This is a genomic window from Halomonas sp. HL-93, assembly GCF_900086985.1.
GTDB lineage: Bacteria > Pseudomonadota > Gammaproteobacteria > Pseudomonadales > Halomonadaceae > Vreelandella.
The window spans coordinates 3935825-3951612 of the sequence record NZ_LT593974.1; the positions used below are offsets into that span (position 1 = coordinate 3935825).

At 49.1% G+C, this 15788-nt stretch carries 14 protein-coding genes; 6 read left to right on the top strand and 8 right to left on the bottom strand.

Annotated elements, in window-relative coordinates; translation table 11 throughout:
* Position 1 precedes the first annotated feature (1 nt).
* Genes GA0071314_RS18300 through pelG form a run of 4 tightly spaced genes read left to right on the top strand, consistent with a single transcriptional unit; the run spans position 2 to position 5366 of the window.
* The gene (locus GA0071314_RS18300; RefSeq protein WP_074398040.1) at positions 2-1363 is read left to right on the top strand and encodes a PelD GGDEF domain-containing protein; all 1362 of its coding nucleotides are present in this window, start codon (positions 2-4) and stop codon (positions 1361-1363) included.
* On the top strand, positions 1350-2375 hold the full coding sequence (locus tag GA0071314_RS18305; protein ID WP_074398042.1) for a HEAT repeat domain-containing protein: 1026 nt from the start codon (positions 1350-1352) through the stop codon (positions 2373-2375). Before GA0071314_RS18300 ends, GA0071314_RS18305 begins: the two co-directional genes overlap by 14 nt.
* Positions 2372-3955, top strand: a complete 1584-nt coding sequence (gene pelF, locus GA0071314_RS18310) for a GT4 family glycosyltransferase PelF (RefSeq protein WP_074398043.1) — start codon at positions 2372-2374, stop codon at positions 3953-3955. The genes GA0071314_RS18305 and pelF overlap by 4 nt, the downstream gene beginning before the upstream one ends.
* Before the next feature lie 25 nt (positions 3956-3980).
* A complete protein-coding gene (pelG, locus tag GA0071314_RS18315; RefSeq protein ID WP_074398045.1) occupies positions 3981-5366 on the top strand; it encodes an exopolysaccharide Pel transporter PelG in 1386 nt (461 codons plus the stop codon).
* Between the two features lie 8 nt (positions 5367-5374).
* On the opposite strand, the gene waaA is transcribed toward pelG, so the two are convergent.
* From waaA to GA0071314_RS18330, 3 genes are read right to left on the bottom strand one after another with little or no spacing between them, the layout of a single operon-like run.
* Positions 5375-6673, bottom strand: a complete 1299-nt coding sequence (gene waaA, locus GA0071314_RS18320) for a lipid IV(A) 3-deoxy-D-manno-octulosonic acid transferase (RefSeq protein WP_074398046.1) — start codon at positions 6671-6673, stop codon at positions 5375-5377.
* Positions 6673-8103, bottom strand: coding sequence for a bifunctional D-glycero-beta-D-manno-heptose-7-phosphate kinase/D-glycero-beta-D-manno-heptose 1-phosphate adenylyltransferase HldE (gene hldE / locus GA0071314_RS18325; protein ID WP_074398048.1), 1431 nt, complete (start codon positions 8101-8103; stop codon positions 6673-6675). Before hldE ends, waaA begins: the two co-directional genes overlap by 1 nt.
* A complete protein-coding gene (locus GA0071314_RS18330) occupies positions 8093-9190 on the bottom strand; it encodes a glycosyltransferase family 9 protein (protein ID WP_074398050.1) in 1098 nt (365 codons plus the stop codon). The genes hldE and GA0071314_RS18330 overlap by 11 nt, the downstream gene beginning before the upstream one ends.
* On the opposite strand from GA0071314_RS18330, the gene GA0071314_RS18335 reads away from it, so the two are divergent.
* Entirely contained in the window at positions 9189-9902 is a 714-nt protein-coding gene (locus GA0071314_RS18335; RefSeq protein WP_074398052.1) for a 3-deoxy-D-manno-octulosonic acid kinase, read from the top strand. The two genes, GA0071314_RS18330 and GA0071314_RS18335, sit on opposite strands and share 2 nt — an antisense overlap.
* Positions 9903-9914: 12 nt before the next feature.
* On the opposite strand, the gene GA0071314_RS18340 is transcribed toward GA0071314_RS18335, so the two are convergent.
* Genes GA0071314_RS18340 through GA0071314_RS18350 form a run of 3 tightly spaced genes read right to left on the bottom strand, consistent with a single transcriptional unit; the run spans position 9915 to position 12727 of the window.
* Positions 9915-10787 carry a hypothetical protein gene (locus GA0071314_RS18340; RefSeq protein WP_074398053.1) on the bottom strand — a complete coding sequence of 291 codons (873 nt, stop codon included), beginning with the start codon at positions 10785-10787 and terminating at the stop codon, positions 9915-9917.
* 56 nt (positions 10788-10843) lie between these two features.
* Entirely contained in the window at positions 10844-11959 is a 1116-nt protein-coding gene (locus tag GA0071314_RS18345) for a glycosyltransferase family 4 protein (protein ID WP_074398055.1), read from the bottom strand.
* Between the two features lie 18 nt (positions 11960-11977).
* Entirely contained in the window at positions 11978-12727 is a 750-nt protein-coding gene (locus GA0071314_RS18350) for a glycosyltransferase family 2 protein (RefSeq protein WP_231896479.1), read from the bottom strand.
* Between the two features lie 71 nt (positions 12728-12798).
* Here GA0071314_RS18350 and GA0071314_RS18355 point away from each other — a divergent pair, with 71 nt between their 5' ends.
* Positions 12799-13833 (top strand): glycosyltransferase family 4 protein, encoded by a 1035-nt coding sequence (locus GA0071314_RS18355; RefSeq protein ID WP_074398057.1) that lies wholly within the window; start codon positions 12799-12801, stop codon positions 13831-13833.
* On the opposite strand, the gene GA0071314_RS18360 is transcribed toward GA0071314_RS18355, so the two are convergent.
* Complete coding sequence (locus tag GA0071314_RS18360; RefSeq protein ID WP_074398059.1) at positions 13798-14808, bottom strand: capsular polysaccharide synthesis protein; 1011 nt, start codon at positions 14806-14808, stop codon at positions 13798-13800. The genes GA0071314_RS18355 and GA0071314_RS18360 overlap by 36 nt on opposite strands.
* Before the next feature lie 12 nt (positions 14809-14820).
* The gene (locus GA0071314_RS18365; RefSeq protein ID WP_074398061.1) at positions 14821-15681 is read right to left on the bottom strand and encodes a hypothetical protein; all 861 of its coding nucleotides are present in this window, start codon (positions 15679-15681) and stop codon (positions 14821-14823) included.
* Positions 15682-15788 lie beyond the last annotated feature (107 nt).

Below are 15788 nucleotides of genomic sequence, written 5' to 3' on the forward strand. Positions count from 1 at the left end.
CATGTCCCCATCTATCGATGAACTTCAGCCTGCACTGCCGCCCCGAGGGTTACGCCTGCTAGAAAGCGTTGTGATTACCCTCGCGTTTCCGGTTATCGGCTGGGCGATCAATCCAGACGACCCGCTGCTACTTGGCAGTGGCTTGACTTGGTTATTGGCCATCGCCCCTTTGCTGGTGGGGATGCGCTATGGCTTCGCACTGGGCTTTAGTAGTGCCTTGGGCAGCGTTATGTTGATGGGGCTTGAGGGGTGGTGGTACCACGGTGACCTGCTCACCGAGCCGTCCCAGCGCCTGCCGGTTGCCATCGCGCTGATATTGGTCGGTATGATAGCGGGCGAAATGGCCGACACTTGGCGTCGGCGTTTACAGCAAATGGCCGTTATCCACCGTGCTCAGTCGACACGACTAGAAGAGTTCGTCCGCCACTATCAGTTATTGCGCGTCTCCCACGACCAATTGGCCGAGCGCTTGGCGGCCAATCCGTTCACCCTGCGCGATGCCCTGAAAGCCCTTGAGGAAAAATATCAATCGCTCGCGCCTGGCGGCGATCTGCTCAAGCAGCACGGTGGCGAACTGCTGAACTTCCTGGCGCTGCACGCTCGGGTTCAGCAAGCGGTGTTGATACCCGTGGATCATCGTGGGCAATTGCAACCCTCGTTCGCGTCCTGGTTTGGCGGTGAGGTTACACTCCCGTGGCACGACCCGATGCTGGCTGCCTGCCTTGAACAGCGCCGTATGATTTGTCTCAAAAGCGCGATGGATCAAGGTATTAATATTGATAACGCGCCGTTGCTAGCCGTCGTACCTCTCATTGATGTTGAACAACGCATCTACGCTGTGGTGGCCATCACTGCCATGCCCTTTATCGACTTTCATCGTGGCCACTTACATTTACTGGCGGTGTTGGGGGCTCAGTTGGGCGATATGTTGCAGCAGGCCCAACACACTCGGCAAGGGGAAGACACCGATCCTCGCGCCGTCGTCGCCCAATGGGTACGTCACGCCCGCGATCATCAACTTACCTCTCTGCTGATCACCATTGATTTCTCAGCGAAGTTAAGCGATGACCAAGTCGCCAACGCTATCGATAGCATTGTCAGCCAGCAACGCGGCCTCGACCGGAGTTGGGTCTCCCCACAAGATGACCGGTCACAGCGACTCTATGTACTGCTGCCACTCACCCAGCAGGGTGCCTTTGCGATTTATGCCGAGCGTTTGCAGGAAACACTTGCCGCTCAGCCGGGGCTCGGCGAAGACTGCCAGCACATAACCATTAGCTACAAGGTGCTTGACGGCCGCGTATCGGCTAAGAAATTGCTGTCGACCAAGATCCTTCCCGAGGTCCATCATGCTCACGCCTAGCCCCCCAAGACGTTTTACAGCCGTGTTGCTGCGCAGTCTGCCATGGCTGAGCGTCGGTTTCTCTGCGGAAGCGGGGGCGGCTTACCTTTGGCTAGCCACTACAGCTATGCCTTCACTACATGTCATCGCGTTGCATGGGATAGGGGCGCTGCTACTCGCGGAAGGTAGCCGCCAAACCCTACCCGTTGCCTATCAACGGCCCGTCATGGGTAGCCTGTTAGTGCTGTTGTTGCTGGTTTTTTTACTGCCCGGCATAGGCATATTGGGCTTAGCCATGGGCGTAATCCCAGCGCTTTACCGCGCCGTACCAAAGCATGACGTGCACTGGCAGGCGTTGGATTTACCACCGCTGCCCTACCAGCCGCTTTCCCCACCTAGCCCTGATACAACCGCCATGCGAGAAGGGTTAACCAGCGTACTCAGTTATTCCGAGAGCCCCGTGCTACGCCAGGAAGCCATTTTGGCCTGCCGCCATTTACCACGCCGCCAAGCAGTAGGCCTGCTGCGCATTGGCCTGGCCGACCCAACCGATGACGTACGCTTGCTGGCCTATTCCATGCTCAGTGGCATTGAACGTGAGGTAGACGAACGAATTCAACTGCTTGCGCAGCAATACGGGCGTGATGGGGACCCCTTTGGCCATTACGCCGAAGCGCTGGCCGTGCTGTATTGGGAATATGATTACCTCACTCTTGCCCAGGGCAACACCGTCGAGTTTTATTTAACCCGTGCCTTAGCCTACATCGACCAGGCCATTTTCCAAGCTAACCGCGCTCACCGGCAGCTATTACGTGGCCGCATATGCCTCGCCTTGAAGGATTATCAAAGTGCTGAAGCCGCCTTTTGCCAATGCGAAAGACTGGGCATGAACGACGACGATCTCGCGCCATATCGCGCCGAACAAGCCTTTCTAACCCATCACTACCATACGCTTCGTGGCTATCTGTCACGTCTTAGCCCTGCGACCCAGCGGCACCCTGTGCTGCACCCCTTAATGGAGTATTGGCAATGAGCTGGCCGACGCTGAACCAACGTGACGCTCCGGCGGATGTCACCTTGTTGCTGGAAGGAACCTATCCCATGGTGCGAGGGGGCGTGAGCGCCTGGGTGGATCAACTGATTCGTGGCCTGCCCCAGCTGCGTTTCGCGCTGGTTTTCCTGGGTGGCCGCAGCGAACATTATGCTGGCATCTTATTTGAACGACCCGCTAACGTGGTGCATTTGGAATGCCATTATTTGATGGAGGACTTACCCGCGCATCGCGCCATAAAAGCGCGCCGAGGGCGGCCCAGTACGTTTGCTAAAGTCCGTGAACTTCACGAAACGTTGCGCAAAACGGCGACTATCGACCAGCAACGAGCACTGTGTGACGTCGCCCGGATGATCGGCCAGCACGGGGGGTTAAGTCAGGAGGATTTTCTCCACAGCCAAGAAGCATGGCAATACATTGTCGACCACTACCTTGAGCATGCAACGGAGCCTTCTTTCATCGATTATTTTTGGTCAGTGCGCAATATTCATACGCCGCTCTTCATGCTGGCGCGAATTGCCAACGCGTTGCCTAAAAGCCGCTGCCTTCACACCATTTCTACCGGCTATGCTGGCTTTTTAGGTGCTATGGCGCACCATATTCACCAGCGGCCATTGGTTATCACCGAGCACGGCATCTATACCAAAGAGCGTCAAATCGACCTGCTCGAAGCCAAGTGGATTAAAACGTCCCGCGATGCGCTCTCCCACGGGTTTCAAATTGATACCGGCTATATCCGACAGATGTGGATCCGTTTTTTCCAGGGCCTTGGGCGGATGACCTACGCCAGCGCTGCGCAAATCACCACGCTCCATGAAGGCAACCGCGCACGTCAGTTGCTGGATGGCGCCCCCGAAGCGCGTACGCGACTGATCCCTAACGGCATTCACATTGAGCGCTTTTCGCCCCTGCGGGACGCCACCGCCCACAATCAGGCCCCTATTGTGGCATTACTGGGTCGCGTCACACCGATTAAGGATATCAAGACGTTTATTCGTGCCATGTGCCAACTCATCAGTCTAACGCCCGACGCCGAGGGCTGGATTGTCGGTCCCGACAGCGAGGATCCGACCTATGCTCAGGAATGCCGCGACTTAGTGGCGCAACTTGGTGTGGAAAGCAGCGTTCGCTTTCTAGGCTTCCAGCGCACCGAAGACATCCTCGCCCAGGTGCGCTTGGTGGTGTTGACCTCAATTAGCGAAGCACAGCCATTAGTGGTACTCGAAGCCATGGCGGCAGGCGTGCCGGTAGTGTGCAGCGATGTCGGCGCCTGCCGCGAACTGGTCATTGGCAACCCGGCCACACATCAAGCCGCGGGACAAATTGTACCGATTGCCAACCCCATGGCGACGGCTAATGCTATGCATCATTTACTGGCTAATCCGTCTGCATGGCATAGCGCACGCGCGGCAGGCATTGCCCGCGTTGAGGCCGAGTACACCGACGCTTTAATGATGGAACGCTATCAACAGTTGTATGAAGACGTCATTCATCCCTCCTTAGCCGTCAGTGAGGCCTCCCCAACGGGAGATAGCCTGCTGTCGACAATGAGTACCCGTTAACCGTTGGCGTCAGGAGACGATATTTATGGCCGGCATTGGCTTTGAACTGCGGCGGTTACTCCGTCAGGACAGTTATTTCAGCCTGTTGCGTGCCTATGGCTACGCGGGTTTGATCAGCTCAGGCCCTTGGGTCTTGTCTATTCTGGCGGTAATGGCATTGGGCGTGCTGTCTGCGGCGGCAAGCCCCTCTAGCACCGCCCATGTAACGGCGTTCTTGGTCTCCGTCACATGGCTAGTCGCCGGGTCGCTGCTACTGACATCACTGGTGCAACTGCTGTTTACCCGCTTTGTGGCCGACAGGCTGTTTGAAAAACGCGATGCCGCGATTTTGCCCAACGTGATGGGCCTGCTAACGCTGGTCATGTTAGTAGCTACCCTCGTTGGCGGCGCCGTGCTGTGGTGGGCCTTTGCACAAACGCCTTGGCTCTATCAGTTGGAAATGCTGATCAGTTTCGTGGTGCTCAGCATGATTTGGTGCGTCACGGTATTTGTTGCGGGGGTAAAAGCCTACCGCCAAGTGTTACTGGCGTTTACCTGCGGTTATGGGGCCACCTTTATTGGCGGCGTGTTGCTCAACGAACATGGGCTGGAGGGCCTGCTGGGTGGCTTTGTGCTCGGCCAAAGCCTACTGCTTTTCATGCTCCTGGCGATGGTCATCCGGCATTACCCCAGTAATCGGCTGTGGGGTTTTGACTTACACCGAGCAGGACAGTGTCAGCGTTCGTTGATCGCCATCGGACTATTCTATCAGGCCGGCATTTGGGCTGATAAACTGGTGTTCTGGTTTAACCCCGCCACATCCGAGCCGATTATTGGCCCGCTGCGTGCCTCACCGATTTACGACTTACCCATCTTTTTAGCTTATCTCTCCATTGTGCCGGGAATGGCGGTGTTCATCATGCGTATGGAGACCGACTTTGCAGAACGCTGCCATGCGTATTACGACGCTATACGGGGTGGAGATACGCTGGGGCACATTGAGGCACTGCGCGGCGAAATGGTCGCCAGCGTTCGTCACGGTATCTACGATATTTTTAAAGTACAGGGCATCACCGTTGCCGGGCTGCTATTAAGTGGCCCGCTACTATTCACTTGGTTGGGCTTTTCCCACTGGTATTTACCGCTATTTAATATCGATATTGTGGCGGTGGGAATACAAGTACTGCTGATGGCCATCCTGAACGTACTGTTCTATCTCGACCGACTCAAACCAGCGCTATGGCTTTGCCTGCTGTTCTTATTAAGTAACGTGGTCCTTACGCTGCTGAGCCAGCTGTTAGGCCCAGTGTTCTATGGTTACGGGTACGCGCTATCGCTATTGTTCACCACTTTAGTGGGCTTAGCCGTGCTCGACCACGAGTTCGAACAGTTGACCTATCAAACCTTCATGCTGCAACCGAACAAAGCCTAATGAAGGCGTCATGGCGATTGGGGGACCAGCTTGCCTAACCCGTCCAGCGTGCGCTTGAGGGCTCCCTGTTGGGCGTTAATCACCGCCAAGCCGGCCTGACCTTTTTGTTGGGCACTGCTAGGGTCGTCAAAATAACGGATCAACGCCTCAGCTAGGGCGCCGGGACTGTCCACTAGGGTTAGGGCGCCAGCGGCTAACAGCGGCTCGGCCACATCAGCAAAGTTCTCGATCGAAGGCCCGCTTAGCACAGGTCTCCCCATGGCGGCGGGTTCCAGCACGTTTTGGCCGCCCAGCGGCACCAAACTGCCACCCACATAGGCCACACTGCCTGCCGCATAGAGCACTGCCAACTCCCCCAGCGTATCAGCCAAGTAGACGTCGGTTCGTGCCGTTACGGGCTGCTGTTGACTACGACGGCTTAACGACCAGCTGTCATCGCGACACAGGCGGGCCACCTCATCAAACCGCTTTGGGTGGCGCGGCACCAAGACCAGAAGCGCGCCAGGGTAGCGTTTGCCAAGCTGGCGGTGCGCCTCAAGCAATAACGCTTCTTCGCCGTCACGGGTGGAACCCGCCACCCATACAGGCCGCCCGCCCCACTGCCGATGTAAGTACTCACCCTCTTCATAAGCCTTGCTGTTACTAGGCATTTCAAACTTCAGCGAGCCCACTACGCTGGTCACGGCAACGCTGCAGCCTAGTGCATTAAAGCGCTCGGCGTCAGCCGATGACTTGGCTGCCAGCCAGCTAACGTTCGCCAGGGCATTGGCTAACAATGGTCGCCACCGCCGGTAACGTTGGTAAGCACGAGGCGATAAACGGCCGTTGACCACGGCCACAGGAACTCTCTGGCGATGACAGGCGTGTAGCAGATTGGGCCATAGTTCGGTTTCAAACATCAGCGCCATGGCTGGTTTTAGCCGAGCGATAAACCGCTTGGCCGCGCCTGGGTAGTCGAGCGGCAAAAGCCGATGGGCAAGCCGTCTCTGGTCACTTTCAGACTGTTCATAAATAAGCGCTTGAGCCTGCTGAGCACCGGTGGCGGTCATGGTGGTCAGCAGTAGACTGTGCTGGGGATAGCGCGCAAGTAAGCCTTCGATCAACGGACGCGCGGCACGCACTTCGCCTACCGAGGCGCAGTGCAGCCAAAGCCGTGGCCCAGAGGGAAGCGGGTCAAGGCGCAAACCTAAACGCTGCAGGCGAGAGTAAGTGGGTACTTGCTCTCGCCAAATCCGCCATGTAATCAGCGGTGAGAGTGCATACAACGCGATGGAGTAGGCAAGCCGTGGCCAAGCGGATACCGCCATTAGCGCTCACGATCCAGAATTGAGCTGATCAACGCCGTGGTTGAGACACCATCTTCAAAGCCCAGTACCTTGACCTCCCCCCCATTGGCGATCACGGCTTTGCCGCCGGCAATATCTTGCGCCCGGTAGTCACCGCCTTTCACTAAGATATCCGGCAGCACCACCTCGATAAGTGCTTGTGGTGTGTCGTCCGAAAAGGGGACAACCCAGTCCACCGCGCCTAACCCCGCCAGCACCTGCATGCGACGGTTGAGCGGATTGATCGGCCGCGTTGGGCCTTTCAAGCGACCGATGGAAGCATCGTCGTTGACGGCCACAATTAAGCGATTTCCCAGGCGCTTTGCCTGTTCGAGATACGCCACGTGCCCCGCATGCAAAATATCAAAACAGCCGTTGGTCATTACCACCCGCTCACCACGCCGCTGGGCAGCTCGTACTGCCTCAATCAGCGATGCCTGCTCAATAACCCCAAACTCGGCAAGTTTATCGCCGTGCAGAGCGGTATACAGCTCGGCAATCGACAGCGTGGCGGTCCCCGGCTTGGCGACCACCAATCCGGCACCTAAATTGGCCAGCATCATTGCCTCGGGTAGCTCGTGGCCAGCCGCAAGCGCTAGCCCCATCAAGCCAATCACAGTGTCTCCCGCGCCCGTCACGTCGAAAACCTCTTGGGCGCGGGTGGGCAAATGCAGCGGCTCATGCCCCTCGCAAATCAGGGTCATGCCCTTTTCGCTGCGCGTGATCAACAGTGCTTCCAGCTCAAGCTCAACGCGCAGCGCTTCACCACGCTTTGAGAGCTCAGCATCGGTGCTACACGGGCCCACTATCGCCTCAAACTCCGTCAAATTCGGCGTAATCAAACTGGCCCCACGATACTTGCTGAAATCGCTGCCCTTGGGATCTATTAACACCCGTTTACCCTGGGCACGCGCCAACGAGATCAGCTTTTCCACCTGATTCAACGTGCCCTTACCGTAGTCGGAGAGAATCATCACGTCGCAATCAGGCAGCGCCTCTTCTACCTGAGCAAGCAAGTTGCTGGTATCGACACCATCCAGACGCTGCTCGAAGTCCAGGCGCAGTAACTGCTGATTACGACTCATCACACGAAGCTTAGTAATCGTTGGTATATCAGGACTTCGCTGAAAGTAAGTACTTACATTTGAAGCAGACAATTGACCCATAAGCAGGTCGGCATTGTCATCGGCGCCCACTAACCCAGCCAGGGCGACATGGGCACCCAACGCCGCAATATTCAGCGCGACGTTCGCCGCCCCGCCGGGCCGGTCGTCTGCATCTTCAACACGTACCACCGGCACGGGCGCTTCTGGCGATATACGCGAAGTGCCACCGTGCCAGTAGCGGTCTAACATCACATCGCCCACAACGAGAACGCGAGCATGTTCCAGGGCGTTCAAATCAACTTTCATCCGTGAGTCCTGTTATTGGCTGTGCGGCGGTGTGTGCCAGCAGCGCATCGAGCTTAGCAATCACGTCGTCGGCTTTGATGAGCGACATGGCATCCGCATGGCGTACTCGCTGCCCCCAATTTACCTCCTCCACCGACTTGTGCAGAAAAGCATTCACCGCTTCGGGGTAGGCGTTCACCGCATAATCACGCCACAAATAGGGCGCAGCACGCTGGGGATTGGTCGTCGCGTAAAGCCCTAGTGTTGGAGTACCCATAGCATTAGCCATATGCGCAGGGCCGGTATCCGGTGCAATCACCGCCCGCGCGCCATCAATCAATGCCAGAAGGCCCTTTAACGACGTTTGACCAATGGCATTGATAACACTGTCTGGCTGACAGAGCGCTTCAAGTTGTTCACCGACCTCACGCTCAAGCGAACTGCCACCTCCGGTCAACACAGTTTTCAGACCATGCTGTACCCAGACATGTTCAACGACACTGGCATACCCCTCTGCTGACCAGTTACGAAAATTTCGCAGCCGCACGTTGCTGCATGGATTAATTACTAAATAAGGCGCTTCACCGCTGATCAAACGCGCTTCGTCATAAGCCGCAAGGGGCACCGGCAAATCCCACTCCAGTGGCCCTTCTTCGACTCCCAGCAAACGTGCGAAATCCATAAATGATTCCAGCACATGAGGGTTGGTTCTGGGCGCTATATGGAGCTGAGTAAAGCGGTGCTGAGCATCTTTGGCCCGCGCCTTGTCGTAACCTACGCGCACTTTGGCTTTCAAACCAAGCGATAAAATACTGGCACGAATGGCTTGCTGCATATGCAACAGTACGTCAAAGCGCGTGTCCGACAGTTCACGCCACAGGGCGCGCATCCCCTTAAACCCCGTCGATTTGTCATACACAACAAACTCGACCCCGGACAGACCGGCCAGTAGACTGTACTCCCCTTTGCCGATGATCCAGGTAATGCGCGCGTGCGGCCACTGGCGCTGCAACGCTCGCACGGTGGGCACAAGGTTGCACACGTCTCCTAACGCAGAGAGGCGCAGAATCGCAATATGATTAGGTTTAGCAGGCAGAGAGGGCTTCATGCGCTTAGCGGCACTCCGGCAAGGAAATAGTCTGATTTTACATGATGAAGACAGTTTATGTGACGCCGCCGTGTCACACCAACCCGCCCCCGCTTTGTTCAGCGCTGAATACTGGCACTCGCGCGACTTAGTGGTCGGCGAAGCACCGGGCCGGGGCAGCAGCCTTTTTGTACAGGCCACTCCTACTGAGCAATGGGTTTTGCGCCCTTACCGGCGAGGCGGTTTAGCCGCGAAGCTAAGCAAGCAGCGCTACTTTTGGTTAGGCGCTGAACGCAGCCGCGGCTTTCGCGAAATGCGCCTGACGGCGCAATTATTCGAAAAAGGACTGCCTGTTCCGCGCCCTATCGCCACCTGCGTGGTCCGTTATGGACTCACTTACGAAGCAGCTTTGCTCACTCAGCGCATTGTCGGTGCAAAAGCGTTAGCCGAGTTGATCATCAATAATTCAGCTGACAAAGCACTCTTGCAGCGGGTGGGCGACATGATTCGACGCTTTCATGATATAGGGCTTGATCATGTTGATCTGAACGCTCGCAATATTCTGATTGATTCCAACGGCGCGCCATGGCTGATTGACTTGGATCGCTGCCGTATCCGCCCGCGAGGAAAATGGCAGCAAGCGAATTTAGATAGGTTGGAACGGTCAATACACAAGTTTCAGCCGACCTTGTCAGCATCTCCGATTCTACAAGGATACCGCACAACCAATTGATCTATAGACCTTTCATGGCCATGTAAAGTGCTTAGGTGATTCGTGAGGATCTAGTGTGCCGGGTTCTGTCTCGGGCACACAATGTGGCAGCGCTTCCACCACACGTTCAAGCGCTTCAGCGCCATGCGTATGCTCGGTTACTTTTTCCCACCACGCTCTATGGACAGCTTTAACTTTCACCGGCACTGACGGCAAGCCTAGATATTGCGCCATCGCTAATCGATGTAGACCACGGTTTATTTTTATCAACTTTCCCTCACGACTTACGGCTACTCCGAGTTCATCCTTTCCCTTGCTAAGATCAAAACCATTCAGCCTCATATCATCGATAAAACCCAAATACACATCTAGAAACTTTAGTATCTTTTCATCAGTATTTAGAATTACTTTTCTATGGTGGCAAGACCAAGGCTTCCCAGCTTCAATCTTTTTTTTGGCCTCTTTAAAAAAGTGAGTTTGACTAAGATCATATCGACAATACGCTATGTCAGTAACAAAACGATAACGACTATTGGTGCGCAAGTCACCTCTACTCAAATCCCAGTCACCCTTCCAAATAAAACAGGAAGAAGATGGTTGATCACGACTATGAAAACCAGACCAGTTCCTTATCTTTATTAATTCACGCGGATCAATATAAACAAACAAATCATCTGGCAATTCGTACTCAATACCACGTCTTAGAAGACCTTTTTTTTCAAGCAAGCTACTGAAATGCCCTTCTCTCATCCAAGTCTTTGTAAGATTTTTCTCAACTGGGAAAAAAAACGTATTATAAAGAGCATCTCTTAGCCTAACCTGAGCAAGGTATCTTGCATGATAAAAGAAGACCTCTTCTTTTTTATTAATGTGGGAAAACTCGTTTTTCTGATAAAAAAAACTCATATTAGTTATCCTCAAAAAAAATAACAAACGTATAACCGAGATTTTATAGAGAATGATTAACTTATATTTTTTTGCTGATAAACAGAGAGTATCTTCTGATAGTTATTTTCCATAATTTCATTGACATCCAGCTTTAATGCAAGCGCTCGACATTTTTCTCTTAATATTTCACTACCTTTCATATCTGTCCACTTTAACATTGCTGAAAATAATTCTTCAGCATTCACCTCTGAGCCGACTACTGTTGATACATCAGGCGTTAACACTTCTTTTGCCCCACAGTTTTCCGAGGTAATCACAGGTGTGCCACAAGATAATGCTTCTAATACAGTAAAGCCAAAAGGTTCGTACAAGGCCGGCAAGACATAACAATCTGACATTGAAAAATACACTTCTGGCTTATTACTTTCACCTAAAAATTTACAATTATCGGCAATACCTAAATCGACGGCCATTTTTTTATAATCATCTTTCTGACTATCTCTCCCGACAATCAGAAGATTGGCATTAATATTGATTTTTGAAAAAGCTTCAAGCGTTTGTTTTAACCCTTTCCTTTTATATCCGGTACCTAAAAATAAAAACAACATTTTCTTATCATCAATGTTGAGTTTAGCCTTAAGCGATGTAACCTCTTTAGACAGCGTCTGTCTATTAAAACGTGCTGTGTCTACAAAATTATGTATGACGGAAATTTTATCTTTTGATACTTGATAAGCTTCAGCAACCTCATCAGCGCTTTTAAACGAGTTCGTCACAATATGATGATAAGCACCTAATGCCATGCCCTTTTTTTCAATTCTCACCGCGACTCGATCTTTTAACCGGGGCGTTTTACGTTTAATATATTTAAGGTGATGCAACGCGGTGCCCCCGCCAATTCTGAGCATGTCATGTGTCCATGTCTTACCAAGACCATATACAAAGTCATAGTCTGAAACTTTAATATGCTTTTCGACTGCTTGAGCAAATCGCCAAATTCGGTGTGCTTTACCAAAACTAAAGGGGCGTAATCGAACAAACTTAATGGCTGGGTGCGAGGCTTCAACATGTGACCTGCAAATAATAGTAACGTCTTCCCCTCTTTCAGCTAGGTGTCTTGATAGGTGGTTCAAAAAAAGCTCTGTTCCACCTGAATGGGCATGACGCATATGGACTAATGCTATCTTCATAGTTAATTACCTTCAAACTTATTCATCACTGTAATTTTTTATATACTTCCAAAAAACACCGTTGGCATTCGCCACGGCGATTACTAAGCCTCTCCACCCATCAAGAAAGCCTAGCTTGAAAAAATACGTACGTATAAAAGCAAATATAGACTTAAATAAAATACTAACAGGCGAGTATTTTTTTAACTTTCCCGACTGAGCGCGAAGAGAAGAGTAGCGGTTAATTTTTTCAAGAAATTGGGACAAGTCAGTAACAGCTGAATGTTGAATGCAACCATTAAGACGATAAACGCTGGCGCTACTATCAATCGCAACCGACTCATGAACCATTACATCGTTAAAGTTATACTCGCATCTATTAAATAATCTAACTAGCCAATCATTTCCCCAACCAGAGTGACGCACAGGTCGTCCTAGCATCCAATTCTCACGAAGCACTTCCCCAACATCGTGTGAGCATGCGTTTGGCAACCATTCCTCTAGACTATCAATAAATAACTTGTTGGGTTTTTCATCTGCATCAATCGATAAAACCCAGTCATTTTTAGCCAGTGATACTGCATGCTGCTTAGTTAACCCAAAGCCTAAAAAATCGCCCTGATATAATGATACATTAGAATAACGAGTAGCAATGCTTAAGGTGTCATCTGTTGAACCATTATCATAGATAACGACCTCTTCAAATTTATCAAGGGCATCCAGCGTCATTGATAGAGTCTGCGAAGCATTGAGGGTAATAATAACGACACTCACCCCTATGTTCATCATCAGTAAATCCTTTTTTCGAGGAGAGACAGTGTTATGATAGCGTTAAAATGTAAAATGCGTTGGAGCCATACTTGCACATTATACACGTTAATTTGGCAAAGGGTTTTCGCGGTGGTGAACGGCAAACGATCCTGCTGATTAAAGCCCTTGCGGTCCATGCGCATGTGGCTTCTCAGACTCTCGTTTGTCAGCCTGACTCGCCCATGCGTGTGGAGCTATCAGAAGTACCTAATTTGCGTATCGTCACAGCTAAACACCAGTTAATGGGGCACCATGCTACAGGCCAAGCCAGTATTGTCCATGCTCATGAAGCAAAAGCAGTACACTGGGCTTGGTTTCACCGTGTACTATACAAAACGGAATATATAATTACTCGTCGCGTTGACACCCCCATTAAACGAAAACCCTCTAACTTACTGTTCTATAAAAAGGCGCATTTCTGTGTTGCGATTTCTAATGTAATCGCTAACGAATTGTCGTCGTTGAATTCCAAACCAATACCCGTTATTCCAAGCGCTTTCACACCTTCCTCACCAAATCCAGAAATAGCTGCAACACTTCGCCATCAGTACCCAGATCGATTTATAATAGGCCATATCGGCGCTTTAGTTGATCGACACAAAGGTCAGCGTGTTCTAATAGAGGCTGCAAAGCTAGTAGAGAAAGAGCACCCAAACTTATTATTTTTATTCTTTGGTCAAGGAGAGGATGAAACAGCACTCCAGAAAGAAAGCTATCATTTAAAAAATGTTAAATGGATGGGATTTAAATCTAATATATTTGACTACATAAGCGCGTTCGATATTTTTGCTTTTCCATCCCGTAACGAAGGTTTAGGATCTATTTTACTTGACGTTATGAACGCAGAAGTACCCATTATCGCAAGCGACGTAGGTGGTATACCGGATATTATAAAACAGAAAGAGACAGGAATTTTAATTCCTCCTAATAATGTAAATGAATTAAAAGAAGCCATTATCACGCTATATAAAGACCGATCCCTGATGGCTAAAATTTCCTCAAACGCATTGTTAAATTTAGAAAAATACGCATCGAGCACGATGGCAGAATCATATCTCCGTCTGTACCAAAATGTTAGACACTAGGATTTCCTTTCGCTCTAAATATATGTCACTTGTTGGATATCCATCTTTATAGGTTTGTTTTGAAACATAAGAATTCAAAAAACAATCAATTGAATCTTGATTGTTGCAAAATTTATTAGGAAGTCTAAAAAAGTTTTCTTGTTCAAAATCATCAAGTGATGTATTCATGCTTTCATTTAAAAAGTAAGCCAGTGCAAAATACGGCATGAAGCCATATCTTTCTGCGTCATACACACTTTCCGCATAAATTCTATAAGGATAACTTTTTTCAAAACCTAATTTACGCATCATTTTTTTGCTGTTAGAGACAAAAATCGTGGTATTCCGTTCCTTTAATAAAAAATCTAAATAAAGAAAAAACGTCTTAGCAATTACTGGTGATCCTTTTTCCGCATACATAAACCATACTTCAAGGGGCCTGCTTTTTACTTCTTTTTGCCTAAACATAAAAAAATCGGTTTTATCTTTAATATTTGGCAGCCATTGTTTAAGTGGTTTAATGCAAAAACTAGTGGCATCTGCCCAGATACCGCCAAACTTAGTCAACAAGTAAGTTCTTAATAAATCCGACTTATTGGCTTTTGTTAAACGTATTTTACACAAATCAAATACAGCATTAAATTCAAACCCCAGTTTGCTTTTAATATTTTCATCATTTAAAAGCACCACCTTATAGTCTGGGTTTAATTTTTTCCAAGAGATATAGCTAAGTTGGACAACCTCAGGAGCTTCCTCTATATGCGAGTCCCAATACATCCATATTATTTTCGCATTATCACTTGCCTCATAACGGGTAATGCATGCTTCTTTTAAAAACCTTATGGCATTTTCAGATTTTTCCTTTAACTTTTCACTTTCAAACGCTTTACCAATACCATGGGCTAACCTATATTTCTTGTCAATGAACGAAGACTTTTTCCTTAGGTTAATAAATTTCTTCTCGAAAAAATTACTTCTAAAAAATTTTCTTAGCATCGATTAATTCCATCATAAGTTTATTTTGTAATAATCCATAACGTTAGCTATTTGCTTATCGTTATAACCCCTATCGACATTTAGTTTATTCAGGCCCTCAGAATACCCATCTGACAACTCAACAAACTCTCTAAAATCTCTACCTTCAGCATTTATAATTTTAGTCTTATTCAATTTTGCCATAAAGAAAAGCCATACATCATCTGCATAAGGACAAATTTCAGTAAATATTTCTTTTTTAACCACATCTTTATGTAGAGAGTTTGGAGGATATAGAATTGCACCGCACCCTGTTAAGAATATATTATCACTATTATTTTTCGTTTCCTTTATCCACTTTTTATACGCCATCACCTTGCCTTTCTTATAAGTAATCTCATGTGCTCTATTTCCTATTATTGAAGTAGGGTTTTTTTTATGCTCATTTACCAATAATTCGATTGTATCCGCGGGATATAAAACATCATCATCTAATGTAATAATTACACTATTTGGGAAGTTTTCAATCGTTGGTATTATTTTTTTATAGCTTTTTATATCGTCGCAAAATCTCACCTCAAGGCCAAATTCCATTCTTTCTTTAATTGAAATAGGCAAGTTATTATTATCAAACTCATCCTCAGCAAGCCAAAGTATTACCCTGTTAGGTAACACTGTTTGCTGGCAAATAGTTTCAAGCACCAAGTACACATCATGAATTCTCTTAGAATATGTAGTTAAGCTTACAACCAGTTCTTGATCTATAACACTATCTTCTTTAGTTAACCTCTTGAGTTTTTTCGCATCAACCTGACATTGATTTTTAACTACCGCTTTCTTTACAAGGGTATCTATTTTATTAATATTTTTCTTTTGCGTTTTCTTAAAAAACATTTTGCTCTACTCACTTTGTAAAAGTAACTTTCAAAATATTTATAACTGACTGTATTTTCTATTTTCAAGAATATATTATACTCGTTATATAATTAGTCGACAGACCA